Below are 11,289 nucleotides of genomic sequence, written 5' to 3' on the forward strand. Positions count from 1 at the left end.
CCTCATTTTGAAATCTATTTGGCGCGGCGGTATTCGGTTCTGGCTGCTGGTTCTTCTTATTCCGGGCGTGGTTACCTTATTGCTCGTCGATAGCCGCAGCGATTATCAAGCCCTGAATATCGTCACCCAGGACGTGTATGACAGCGCACTACTCGAACCAGCAAAGATACTCGAGAACAGTGTCGAATTCAACGCGGACGGATCCCTGCGCATCGACCCCCCTTTCTATGCCCAGGTGATGTTGGAGTCTCGCGCGGGGAATCGCAAGTATTTCCACGTGGAAGAGGTCCTGCCCCGGGTATTGAGCCTGGCAGGCTCATCGGGCAAGCAAATCGGCGGACGCACATTGTTGGGCATGCAGGGGTTGCCTAGACCTGAAAACCTGGCCGATAACGAAGGGATGCCGGTTTTCTATAACACGATGTACCGCAACGATGAGGTTCGCATGGTGGCGCTTTGGCGTGACCTGCATTACGACGGCCTTCATCGGCAGGTGGTGATATTGGTGGGCGAAAGTATGGACATGCGACTGCGTACTCAGCAGCAAGCTTGGCGCGAGGGGCTGTTTCGCGATGGTCGCATGCTGTTCCTGGCGATATTATTGGTGTGGCTGAGCGTGTTGTGGGCATTGCGGCCGCTCAACGAGTTGCGCCGCGAAATCAAGTCACGCGATGTCGACAATCTCATGCCTCTGGACGACAGCCATGTACCGCCGGAGGTGGTGCCGCTGGTCAAGGCAGTGAATCATCATATCGACCTGTATCGGCAGGTGCTGGATCGACAGGCCAGGTTTCTGGCGGATGCGTCGCATCAGTTGCGCACCCCGTTGGCGATCATGCGCACGCAGGCGCAATACGCCAAACGCGAGCCGGACATCGACCGCATGCGCGAGACGTTGGCCGCGATTATTCGCCAACTTGGCCAGACCTCGCGTTTGACCGAGCAGCTCTTGTCACTGGCGCACGCCAGCCGCAATGTTGCGTCACCTCATGCGAAAGTGGATCTGAACGCTCTCGCTCGCGAAGTGGTGCTTCTATATTTGCCGCTGGCGCGGGAAAAGCATCAGGATCTTGGGTGGGTTGCCGGCGGAGAGACGGATCATGAGCAGGATGGGGCTCACGTATGGGTACTGGGTAGCGACGCCGAGATTCACGAGTCGATCTCCAACCTTGTGCACAACGCCATCAACCATGCCGGCGATGGCAGCACCATAACGGTTTCAGCCGGTATCGACGGAAACGATGCATGGGTCAGCGTCTGCGACAATGGCGTCGGCCTGGATCCATCATTGCGCGAAAGCGTGTTCATCCGTTTTGATCGCGGCGGCACTGCGCGCAAGGCGAACCGCGGTAGCGGCTCCGGGCTTGGGCTTGCAATTGCACTTGCCTATGCGCAGCGCAATCGCGGCACCATTCTACTGAAAGACGGCGACGCCACCGCTGACGGAGGCGTCGGCTTGTGCGCAGTACTGATGCTGCCGAAACATTCGGCTTGAATCTGTGTTCCCTATTTGTTTTGCAGGCGCTTGATCAGGCTTGAGGTATCCCAGCGGTTTCCGCCCATGTGCTGCACGTCTGCGTAAAATTGATCGACCAGGGCCGTTACGGGTACGCGTGCGCCATTGCGCTTGGCCTCGTCAAGCACCAGCCCCAGATCTTTGCGCATCCAGTCGACGGCAAAGCCAAAGTCGAACTTGTCATCGACCATGGTCGAGCCGCGATTTTCCATTTGCCAGCTTTGTGCCGCACCTTTGCTGATGACGGCCAGCACTTGCTTCATGTCCAGCTTGGCTGCTTGGCCGAACGCAATGCCTTCAGAAAGACCCTGGACCAGACCCGCGATGCAGATCTGGTTGACCATTTTGCATAGTTGGCCTGCCCCGGTTTCTCCCAGCAAGGTGACGGCCTGCGCGCATGCATTGATCAACGGTTTTACTGTCTCGAAATGCGCCTGGTCGCCGCCGCACATGACGGTCAGTGCTCCGTTGATGGCGCCGGCCTGGCCGCCCGAGACCGGTGCATCGACAAAGCCGATGCCCTGCTGCCTGGCCACTTCATACAGTTCGCGTGCGACCTCGGCAGAAGCGGTGGTGTGATCGACGAAGATGCTGCCTGGCGCCATGCCGGCCAGTGCGCCGTTCTCACCCAATACGACGCTGCGAAGGTCGTCGTCGTTGCCAACGCAGCAGAACACCACGTTCGCGCCCTGCACGGCGTCTTTCGGCGTCCGGGCGGCCTTGCCCCCGAACTCCCGGGCCCATGCTTCTGCTTTTTCGAATGTTCGGTTATAGACCGTGACCTGATGGCCCGACGCTGCCAGATGCCCCGCCATGGGATAGCCCATTACGCCCAGACCCAGGTAGGCCACCTGGGTCTGAGGGACGGAATCGTAAGACCTGGCTTTGATAGACGACATAACGTTGTTCTCCGTGTAGTGAAAGTTCTGTGTTGTTCTATCCGTAAGATTACCTCATAAGGCGAGGAGAGGATTCAAGAAATGGCACGCGACATTGGCCTGTTGCCTTCATGTCAGGAAAAAATGAAAGGCCGAGTCCTGTACGTTACAGGACTCGGCCTAGAGGACCGCTCACTTCGGCTATCGAGATCGAGGACTTAGCCTTCTTCGACGAATGCCTGTTCCCGCTTTTTCCGTATGGAAGGAAGGGCCACCAGCACCACCAGGACAGCGGCGGCGGCCAGCAAGGACATCGATAATGGGCGGGTCACGAAGGTGGTGTAGTCGCCCCGGGCCAGCAGCAATGCCCGCCGGAAGTTCTCCTCCATCATGGGTCCCAGCACCAGCCCCAGCAGCAAAGGCGCGCCCTCGCATTTGAGCTTGCTCCAGACGTAGCCAATGAAGCCGAAGGCCGCAGTCATCCAGATGTCGAAGACGTTGTAGTTCAACGAATACACACCGATCGTGCAGAACACCAGAATCGCCGGGAACAGGATGCGGTACGGTACGTTGAGCAACTTGACCCACAACCCGACCAGGGGCAGGTTCAGAATCACCAGCATCAGGTTGCCTATCCACATCGACACGATCAAACCCCAGAACAGGTCTGGATGGCTGGTCATGACCTGAGGACCGGGCTGGATGTTGTGGATGGTCATTGCACCGATCATCAGCGCCGTGACCGCATTACCTGGAATGCCCAGGGTCAGCAACGGAATGAAGGAGGCTTGCGAGCCGGCGTTATTGGCCGATTCCGGGCCGGCCAGACCGGCCGGATGCCCTTTGCCGAAGCGCTCGGGATTCTTCGAGATCTTCTTTTCCAGGGTGTAGGAGGCAAAGGACGAAAGCACCGCGCCGCCGCCGGGCAGGATGCCCAGTGCGCAACCGACGGCCGTACCGCGAACGGCAGCGGGCCAGGACTCCTTGAACTCCTGCTTGTTGGGATAAAGGCTGCCGACTTTACCGGTCAGGTCTACCCGCTGGTCCTTGAGCTCGAGGTTGTTCATGATTTCGGAGAAACCGAACACACCCATGGCGACCACGGCAAAGTCGATGCCATCCTGCAGTTCAGGGATGCCGAAGTCGTAGCGGGCAACGCCCGAGTTCACGTCGGTGCCGACCATACCCAGCAACAGGCCCAGCAATATCATGCAGATGGCCTTGGGCAGCGAACCCGACGCCAGCACGACTGCACCGATCAGGCCCAATACCATCAGTGAGAAGTATTCGGCCGGACCGAACTTGAACGCGACTTCAGCCAGGGGCGGCGCGAAGGCCGCAATCATGAGTGTCGCCACGCACCCGGCAAAGAAAGAGCCCAATGCGGCAATGGCCAGGGCCGCTCCGGCACGCCCGTTGCGCGCCATCTGGTGGCCATCCAGCACGGTTACCACTGCGGCCGTTTCTCCCGGCAGCGCGACCAAAATTGCTGTGGTTGATCCGCCATAGGCGGCGCCGTAATAAATACCGGCCAGCATGATCAGGCCGGCCACGGGCGGCAGGACATAGGTGATGGGCAGCAGCATCGCGATGGTCGGTACCGGGCCGATGCCCGGCAATACGCCGATCAATGTACCCAACAGGCAGCCCAGCAGGCAGTACGCCAGGTTCTCGAACGAGAGCGCGACGGAAAAGCCCAACGATAAATGTTCAATGAGTTCCATTTTTCAGATTTCCGTTTAGTTGCCGAGAAAGCTGGGCCACAAGGGGAAGATCAAACCAAGACCCTTGATGAATGCCAGCCATACGAACAGGACGATGAATATCGCGTTGATCGCGGCGACCTTCCAGTTAAAGATGTGGCTTGCCATGCTGCTGAGAAACACCAGCAGGAAAACCGAGATATAGACACCCAGAAAGTCCAGCACGCTGCCGCACAGCGCGACCGAACCGATCACGACGAAAACGATTTTCCAGTCGAATTTTTCGACTTCGGTTTCTTCTGCTTTGCTGGATAGTGAACCGAGCGTGACGGTTGCGCCCAACACGGCCAGGCATACGCCCAGCCAGAATGGAAAATACCCGGGGCCCATACGGGCAGCGGTGCCCATGGAATAATTGGTCGCGACTAAAGCAAAGCCGACGCCTATGGTGACGAACATAACACCGGACCAGAAGTCCTGTTTATTTCTGAGCTGCATGTTGACGAAAACTCCCTGACAGCGAGGTGGGACAAGATATTCCCAGGTGTATCTGCACGAGTTTCTGCGCTTCGCGAGAACATTCAGACAGCCCTGGATATCGAAAGGTGAGGAATGGTAATAGAGAGGGGGAGGGCTGAGAAGCCAGATGGGGTTTAGTTGGTCTAGGGTTTACCCCAGAAAAGCGCGTTTTTCTGCCTTCGCGCCCCTTATCCGGCAGTTTCAAGCGCGTCATGAAAGAAAACTGAAAGGTTTTGGAAAGAGGGGTGAAAGGTTATGATTGGTTTTTATTTTTCCCTATCCACATCGGTCTGGGATGGTTTACGATAACGCCCATGTTGCAAGATCTAGATTCTCTCGCTGCCCGTATCGGGCAAATGGTACAGTTCGCTCGTCAGCTTCAAAGCGAACGTGCTGCCTTGCAGGCTCGCCTTAAAAATCTCGAGGACGAGCGCTCCGCCTTGCGCGACCAACTATTGCGGCGCGAAGCCGAATACGCGTCCATGGCGCAGCGCGTCAGTGTGCACGAAGCCGAGATGAACACGCTTCGTTCCGCTGCCGATACCGCGCAGGCCACGCTGCAAATAGAGGTTACTCAGTTCAAGACCGAGTGCGAAGCACTCAAGCATAAGCTTGCCGCCAGCCAGTCCGATACCTCGCGTTTGTGCCTCGTTGCCGACAAGGCCCGCGAACATATCGATTTAATTTTAATGCGCCTGCCCGGCGCACCGCAGGAGTAGAGTATTATGGAACGCATAGACGTATCCATTCTTGGCCGGGATTACTCTTTAGCCTGCATGCCCGCCGAAAAAGACGCCCTCCTGGCAGCGGTGCGTCACGTTGATCAACGCATGCTTGGTGTAAAAGGTTCGGGCAAGGTTGCTAGCAATGAACGCATTGCCGTCATGGCTGCAATTCAGATCGCGGTCGAACTTTTAGCCATGCGCGCACCCGACGGTCCGTTAAGCAATCTTGCACTGGGCGATTTCAAGCGTAAAATTGACGACATGAACAACATGCTCGACCAAGTCGTCGGGCCAGCAAATCAAGCTCAAAGGTAGAAGCAACATCACAGTTTTCGGATATTGCAATTCAATATCCACCAGTTAGTCCCTGCCGTGCTCGTGACCTTGGCCATACATTCCTTGAACCAATGCTTTTGGCATACAGGTTGCTGGATTGACAAGTGGGCGTGCTCTCCATTTATGGCGAACCCGAAGCTTGACTGAAGGCGACCACCTTGAACCCTCGGTTCCAGGATGCCGGCCTAGACGGCACAGGCGGGGCAATTTTTCAAAGCTCGTCTTCGGACGAGCTTTTCTTTTATGGGATGACACTATGTATCGATCAAGGCAGAACTGGAAATGGCTATGTGGACTGGCGTTGTGCGTTAGTGCAAGCACCACGACGCTGCCTGTGCTGGCGCAGCAAGAGGGCGAAGAAACCAAAGGCGGGAAGTGGCCGCAAGCAAGTCTACGCGCTGAAGCCTCCGAGCAGATCGCGCAGGACACCGTGAGAATCACACTTGCATCCGAAGTCAGCGACACTACGCAGTCGGCCGTCGCCAAAGCGCTCAGCAAGACACTGCAAAGCGTAATGACCGACGCCAAGGGGGACGCCAAGGTGGAGGTTACCAGCGGCAACTACCATGTTTGGCCCATGAATGATGAGAAGGGAAAAATATCCAATTGGCGCGGACGCGGCGAAATTTTTCTTAAATCTACTGATTTTGCAGCGGCATCCGAACTGGCCGCACAACTAAGCGATCGCATGCCCATTGCCAATCTGGACTTCTCGGTGTCGCCAAAAGTGCGGGCGAAACAGGAGGAAGCCTTGCTGGCGCAAGCAGTCAAGGCTTTTGGTCAACGGGCTCAGGCATTGACTGACGCGCTTGGCTTTGCCAGCTATTCCATACGCAACATCGACCTGAGCGCTGCGGGAGCCCAATATCAATCGGCTCAGCGCATGGTCGGGATGGCCGCGGACAAATCCAGCGTTCCTCTGGAAGGCGGCACGGAGACTGTCACCGTGTCAATTCACGGCTCGATTTTTTTACAGACCATGCAAAAATAATGGCACCGGCCAGGACCATGGGCAGCGACAATAGCTGGCCCATCGACAGGCCGCCCGCCAACAGGCCCAAGTAGTTGTCGGGCTCTCGCGTAAATTCGGCCAGGAATCTGAAAGTGCCGTAGCCCATGAGAAATACGGCACTCACCTGGCCAACAGGCCGTTTCTTGCGGGCGAACAGCCAGACCAGCGCAAATAAGGCGAATCCTTCCAGGCCCATTTCGTATAACTGCGAAGGATGCCGTGCAATGCCGTCACCGGTATGAGGGAACACCATGCCCCACGGCAATGTAGTCGGTCGACCCCATAGCTCGCCATTGATGAAATTGCCCAAGCGCCCGGCCGCCAAGCCCAATGGGATCAGTGGCGCAACAAAATCTCCGACTTCCAACAGTGATTTGTTTCGCTTGCGCGCGAAGAGTAGCAATACGATGATAACGCCCACCAGCCCGCCATGGAACGACATGCCACCTTGCCATAAATAAAAGATTTCAAGCGGGTGGGCCAGATACTCGGCGGGCTTGTAGAACAAGACATAGCCCAGGCGGCCGCCGATGACTACACCGAGTACGCAATAGAAGATGACGTCTTCAAGGTCGCGCAGGCTAAGGTCGGTATATCCCCTGTTTATACGCCATCGCCCCAGCACCCATACCAATGCAAAGCCTACGAGATACATGAGACCATACCAATGTATGGCCACCGGCCCGATTTGCAGGGCAATGGGATCAATTTGCGGATAGTGAAGCATGGCTTTGATTGTCTTGTTGAAATATGGCCGATAATACCGCGAACCAGGCCGAGCTGGCCTGGTTCGAATCCGGCATCTCCTTATAACGTAGTCAGGTTGTTTATGTATTCACGTTCACTCATCGCTTTATTGTGCTGTGCCAGCTTCGGTTCGAGCTCAAATGTGGCTGCTCAGACCACCGGCATTGATCTGGCCAAATCCAACAATTGCCTGGCATGCCATCAGGTCGACAAGAAAAGAGTTGGCCCTTCATTTTCACTGGTTGCACAGCGATTCGCCTATCAGGAAGGCGCGTTGGAATACCTGGCCCAAGCCATACGGCATGGCGGGCGCGGTCGGTGGGGCGCCGTACCCATGCCTGCCCAGCCGCATGTAAGCCCGGGGGATGCCCGGTTGATTGCTGCGTGGATACTGTCGCTGGCCGACCAGGGTTTGCCAGAAATCAAGTAGCGTTCGGAGTCATAGTTGATGTCATAGCGACATGAGTAAGTCAGGGGCGCTGGACGCTTACGTGGACAGCGCTACGGTTGTCTTTGGTTGTCAATCTCGCCAATACCGCCACAATGGCCAGGGTCACCAGGACGCGGCCGACGAGTATTACCCATAGGTCTGCACCCAAAGCCATTAGCAGGAGGGTGTCTTCAATCAGGGAATGAGACAGCGATAGCCACGACAAGGCCAGCAGCCGTGTTCGCGGTGAGAAGTCTTGCTTTTCCGCTTCTTCGATGATTAGGGCGCCGCCGTAGGTGAGCCCAAGCAACACCCCAACGGTGGTGACCGGCGCGACCTGCGCGTTCAGACCGGAAACGCGAAGCAAGGGCATGATGGCGGCCGTGATACGCCGCGTAATGCCCAGCTGCTCCAGCACGTCCAGTATGACGACGAGGACCACAATGATTACGAAGGTCAGGGCCAGTGAGAATGCGGTGGCTCGTATCCACTCCAGGTAGCCGTTCGATGCGGTGACGACCGCGGCATCCGACCCTCTGAGCCATTCGAACGAGACAGGGTCGGACAGGTATCCAGTGAAATGACACGCCCATGCCACAGCGGCACCGTAGACCAGAGCGGTCCCGACGCGCAGCGCGCCGGTGAGCCAGAATCCCGCTCCTGCCCGCCTAACAATGGCCTGCTCTACGGGTAGACCATGCGCGAAGAGCATCATGGCGCACAGGGCGCTGAGCTGTCCGGCCGTCATATCTATAGTGCCTGCCAGGCCGCTCAGCGAGGCGATACCGCCGTATATTCCGATCAGCAGCGTAGTGGCCCAGATGATGCCGGCTTCGGGGGGAAGGTTCAAGAGGGACATGGCCGGTGCAATGAGGCGTCCCGCGAGATCCACCAGGCCGAAGTTCTGCGCGATCTGCACGATCACCATGACGGGAAGCATCACTTTGCTGACAGCAATAAACATGTGCCAGCTGCGCCACAGCATGGTCTTTGGATACGAGAGCATCACGCTTCCCAGCATATTGAGTGCAGCGATTTTATCGGTTTTCAGGCAAGGGGGTTACCCCTTTCCCCAAACCCGATTTTATTCGATGTTTTTCAGCACGCCTCTGCGCATTTGGTCAAGTTCGATCGATTCGAACAGTGCCTTGAAGTTGCCCTCGCCAAAACCTTCATTGCCCTTGCGCTGGATGATTTCAAAAAAGATGGGGCCGATTTGATTTTCAGTAAATATTTGCAGCAATAGCCCGCCCTCTGCAGCACCGTCCAGGAGGATCTTGTTCGCCTGCAGGCGAGCGACATCCTCGCCGTGGCTGGGCAGGCGACGGTCGAGCAGCTCGTAATACGTGTCTGGCGTATCCAGGAACTGGAGGCCGGCATTTCGCAATTGTTCTACTGTGGCATAGATATTGTCAGTCGCCAGGGCGATGTGCTGTATACCCTCGCCACGGTAGAGATCCAGATACTCCTGAATCTGGCCTTTTTCCTCGGTGCCTTCTTCATTGATCGGAATGCGGATGTTTCCGCAAGGTGAGGTCATGGCCTTGGACTTCACGCCTGTCACCTTGCCTTCAATGTCAAAGTAACGAACTTCGCGGAAGTTGAACAGCCGCTCATAGAACTCGGCCCACTCGTCCATTCGACCTTTGTGCACATTGTGGGTCAGATGATCCACGATCGTGAGGCCGGCGCCCGCGTGATTGAGGTCGGTCTGGGCGGTGGCGGGTTCAATGGGTTCGAAGTCGACGTCATAGATACTGATGTCGCCAATCCCCCCATGACCCTGCTTTCCTTGCCAGCGATCCACCAAATAGATAAGCGAATCGCCTATGCCTTTGATGGCGGGAATGTTCAATTCCATGGGACCGCTACGCGAGTCAAAACCCCATGCTCCCAATTCAAGAGCGCGCTTGTAGGCTTTTCCGGCGTCATCCACACGAAACGCGATCGCGCAAATGGACGGCCCGTGCAGCCGTGCAAAGCGTTGGGCGAAGGAGTCGGGCTCCGCATTGACTAGGAAATTGATTCCTCCTTGGCGATAAAGCGTAACGTTCTTGTTGCGATGTTTTGCGATGGCCTTGAAGCCTAGCGTCTCGAATACCTTTCCCAGTGCGATCGGGTCGGGGGCTGTGTATTCGATGAATTCGAAACCTGCGGTGCCCATGGGGTTGTCCCAAGGCTGTAATGGAGTGCTCATGTCGGGCTCCTGCTATGTGCTGCAGCGGTTATGGGGATAGCAAGATTTTAAGCAATACGTCTTGGCAGGCGCTTGCGAAATACCCTTGATAGAATGTGGTTAAAGCAATCTACTACTGAAAGACATGCGAATTGAGGCAGCTTATGGCGCAAAACGATTTAGACCGGATAGATAAGCAAATTTTGGCCGAGTTGCAGCGCAATGGGCGTCTTAGTAACCAGGACCTTGCCGACAAAGTTGCGCTGTCCCCCAGCCCCTGCTTGCGCCGGGTACGACGGCTGGAAGACGAGGGCTATATCCAGCGCTATGTGGCGCTGGTCGACCCCGAAAAGCTTGGTCTCAAGTTGCTGGCGTATGTGACGATCCGGCTGAACAAGATTCATCGTGCAAGCCATGCACCTATTTCCGACTTCGCGCATGATGTGCAAGATTGGCCGGAAGTTGTAGAGTGCTACGCGATGTCAGGCGAGATGGACTACTTGCTGCGCGTCCAGGTCGAGGATCTTACTCAATTCTCCCGTTTTGCCATGGACAAGCTCATGCAGCATCCGGCCGTAGTCGACATGAGATCCAGCTTCACCTTGCAGCGCATTAAAGAGACAACCGAGCTGGCTGTATAGCGCCTGGAATGACGGAGTCATGACCGGCATTTTTCATGGGGTCTGAAGAATCCTTTCGAAACAGTCCGCTTCCTCTATATATAGAGGAAGGAGATGGGGGCGGTTTTCTGTAACGGTCGACGCCATATGTCGTTGGCCATCCCTATCGGTATAGTACGTGGCGACATGTTTATACGGCCAGCGGTCCGTCTTCTATAGATGGGGGAGACGAATTCTCAGTGTTGCCACCGGATCCGAGTGGTGTGGATGGACAGCCCGGCATGGTGGAATGGCTAAAACACCCTAATTCCGTCGCTTTCACCTTCCCCCGGCCCATGCCCTGAAATTATTTTCCGCGCACTCCTAAAATATATTTCATTTTTGTTTCAACAGCTTACGTGCGGGCCGTGCGCGTGGCGTCGCGTTTCTATTGATTTGGCCCGAATTGCGTTTGCGCGGCGCAAAATACCTGTGCTATAGTTTCGTTCTTCGCTGCTCCACCACCTAGGGTTTACCCGGGTTCTGGGCAGTAAAGCGCAGGCAAACGCAGGCTTTCGGGCCGCTGGGGCATGCGGCAGTGGCGCCAGGTTGGCGGTTTGTGTTGGTTAGGTCTTTAGGGCCACCGCA

General features: G+C 56.3%; 12 protein-coding genes and 1 other RNA gene. 7 read left to right on the forward strand and 6 right to left on the reverse strand.

The annotated features are described in order from the left end of the window. Nucleotides 1–7 precede the first annotated feature (7 nt). Entirely contained in the window at nt 8–1,495 is a 1,488-nt protein-coding gene (locus tag CR155_RS19060; RefSeq protein ID WP_233214421.1) for a sensor histidine kinase, read from the forward strand. An 11-nt stretch (nt 1,496–1,506) separates the two neighbouring features. On the opposite strand, the gene CR155_RS19065 is transcribed toward CR155_RS19060, so the two are convergent. The 3 genes from CR155_RS19065 to CR155_RS19075 all read right to left on the reverse strand — a co-directional run bounded on the left by CR155_RS19065 (nt 1,507) and on the right by CR155_RS19075 (nt 4,595). Further along, nucleotides 1,507–2,415 carry an NAD(P)-dependent oxidoreductase gene (locus CR155_RS19065; protein ID WP_102071621.1) on the reverse strand — a complete coding sequence of 303 codons (909 nt, stop codon included), beginning with the start codon at nt 2,413–2,415 and terminating at the stop codon, nt 1,507–1,509. Nucleotides 2,416–2,612: 197 nt separating this feature from the next. Further along, nucleotides 2,613–4,118: a tripartite tricarboxylate transporter permease gene (locus CR155_RS19070; protein WP_102071622.1), complete on the reverse strand. Its 1,506-nt coding sequence runs from the start codon at nt 4,116–4,118 to the stop codon at nt 2,613–2,615. A gap of 15 nt (nt 4,119–4,133) precedes the next feature. Continuing rightward, on the reverse strand, nt 4,134–4,595 hold the full coding sequence (locus tag CR155_RS19075; protein WP_102071623.1) for a tripartite tricarboxylate transporter TctB family protein: 462 nt from the start codon (nt 4,593–4,595) through the stop codon (nt 4,134–4,136). A gap of 335 nt (nt 4,596–4,930) precedes the next feature. Between CR155_RS19075 and CR155_RS19080 the strand changes: the two genes are divergently transcribed. The 4 genes from CR155_RS19080 (at nt 4,931) to CR155_RS19095 (ending at nt 6,668) form a co-directional block, all read left to right on the forward strand. After that, on the forward strand, nt 4,931–5,335 hold the full coding sequence (locus CR155_RS19080) for a hypothetical protein (protein ID WP_143705219.1): 405 nt from the start codon (nt 4,931–4,933) through the stop codon (nt 5,333–5,335). Nucleotides 5,336–5,341: 6 nt separating this feature from the next. After that, the gene (locus CR155_RS19085) at nt 5,342–5,656 is read left to right on the forward strand and encodes a cell division protein ZapA (RefSeq protein ID WP_102071625.1); all 315 of its coding nucleotides are present in this window, start codon (nt 5,342–5,344) and stop codon (nt 5,654–5,656) included. A gap of 46 nt (nt 5,657–5,702) precedes the next feature. Beyond that, nucleotides 5,703–5,886, forward strand: a non-coding RNA gene (gene ssrS / locus CR155_RS19090) — 6S RNA. A gap of 47 nt (nt 5,887–5,933) precedes the next feature. Continuing rightward, nucleotides 5,934–6,668 carry an SIMPL domain-containing protein gene (locus tag CR155_RS19095; RefSeq protein ID WP_102071626.1) on the forward strand — a complete coding sequence of 245 codons (735 nt, stop codon included), beginning with the start codon at nt 5,934–5,936 and terminating at the stop codon, nt 6,666–6,668. Here the strand turns inward: CR155_RS19095 and lgt are convergent. After that, complete coding sequence (gene lgt, locus CR155_RS19100) at nt 6,619–7,416, reverse strand: prolipoprotein diacylglyceryl transferase (RefSeq protein ID WP_102071627.1); 798 nt, start codon at nt 7,414–7,416, stop codon at nt 6,619–6,621. The two genes, CR155_RS19095 and lgt, sit on opposite strands and share 50 nt — an antisense overlap. Nucleotides 7,417–7,518: 102 nt before the next feature. Here lgt and CR155_RS19105 point away from each other — a divergent pair, with 102 nt between their 5' ends. Then, a complete protein-coding gene (locus CR155_RS19105; protein WP_102071628.1) occupies nt 7,519–7,866 on the forward strand; it encodes a c-type cytochrome in 348 nt (115 codons plus the stop codon). Between the two features lie 40 nt (nt 7,867–7,906). Here the strand turns inward: CR155_RS19105 and CR155_RS19110 are convergent, their stop codons facing one another. Both CR155_RS19110 and hppD read right to left on the reverse strand, forming a co-directional pair. Beyond that, on the reverse strand, nt 7,907–8,872 hold the full coding sequence (locus CR155_RS19110; RefSeq protein WP_102071642.1) for a nucleoside recognition domain-containing protein: 966 nt from the start codon (nt 8,870–8,872) through the stop codon (nt 7,907–7,909). A 78-nt stretch (nt 8,873–8,950) separates the two neighbouring features. Beyond that, a complete protein-coding gene (hppD, locus tag CR155_RS19115) occupies nt 8,951–10,063 on the reverse strand; it encodes a 4-hydroxyphenylpyruvate dioxygenase (protein ID WP_102071629.1) in 1,113 nt (370 codons plus the stop codon). 143 nt (nt 10,064–10,206) lie between these two features. Between hppD and CR155_RS19120 the strand changes: the two genes are divergently transcribed. Continuing rightward, complete coding sequence (locus CR155_RS19120; protein WP_102071630.1) at nt 10,207–10,683, forward strand: Lrp/AsnC family transcriptional regulator; 477 nt, start codon at nt 10,207–10,209, stop codon at nt 10,681–10,683. Nucleotides 10,684–11,289 lie beyond the last annotated feature (606 nt).

This window comes from Pollutimonas nitritireducens, assembly GCF_002849615.1.
Taxonomy (GTDB): domain Bacteria; phylum Pseudomonadota; class Gammaproteobacteria; order Burkholderiales; family Burkholderiaceae_B; genus Pollutimonas; species Pollutimonas nitritireducens.

Coding starts and splice junctions, on each gene's coding strand:
- CR155_RS19065 (WP_102071621.1), bottom strand. CDS start 2,415: ATGTCGTCTATCAAAGCCAGGTCTTACGATTCCGTCCCTCAGACCCAG.
- CR155_RS19070 (WP_102071622.1), bottom strand. CDS start 4,118: ATGGAACTCATTGAACATTTATCGTTGGGCTTTTCCGTCGCGCTCTCG.
- CR155_RS19075 (WP_102071623.1), bottom strand. CDS start 4,595: ATGCAGCTCAGAAATAAACAGGACTTCTGGTCCGGTGTTATGTTCGTC.
- CR155_RS19080 (WP_143705219.1), top strand. CDS start 4,931: ATGTTGCAAGATCTAGATTCTCTCGCTGCCCGTATCGGGCAAATGGTA.
- CR155_RS19085 (WP_102071625.1), top strand. CDS start 5,342: ATGGAACGCATAGACGTATCCATTCTTGGCCGGGATTACTCTTTAGCC.
- CR155_RS19095 (WP_102071626.1), top strand. CDS start 5,934: ATGTATCGATCAAGGCAGAACTGGAAATGGCTATGTGGACTGGCGTTG.
- lgt (WP_102071627.1), bottom strand. CDS start 7,416: ATGCTTCACTATCCGCAAATTGATCCCATTGCCCTGCAAATCGGGCCG.
- CR155_RS19105 (WP_102071628.1), top strand. CDS start 7,519: ATGTATTCACGTTCACTCATCGCTTTATTGTGCTGTGCCAGCTTCGGT.
- CR155_RS19110 (WP_102071642.1), bottom strand. CDS start 8,872: ATGCTCTCGTATCCAAAGACCATGCTGTGGCGCAGCTGGCACATGTTT.
- hppD (WP_102071629.1), bottom strand. CDS start 10,063: ATGAGCACTCCATTACAGCCTTGGGACAACCCCATGGGCACCGCAGGT.
- CR155_RS19120 (WP_102071630.1), top strand. CDS start 10,207: ATGGCGCAAAACGATTTAGACCGGATAGATAAGCAAATTTTGGCCGAG.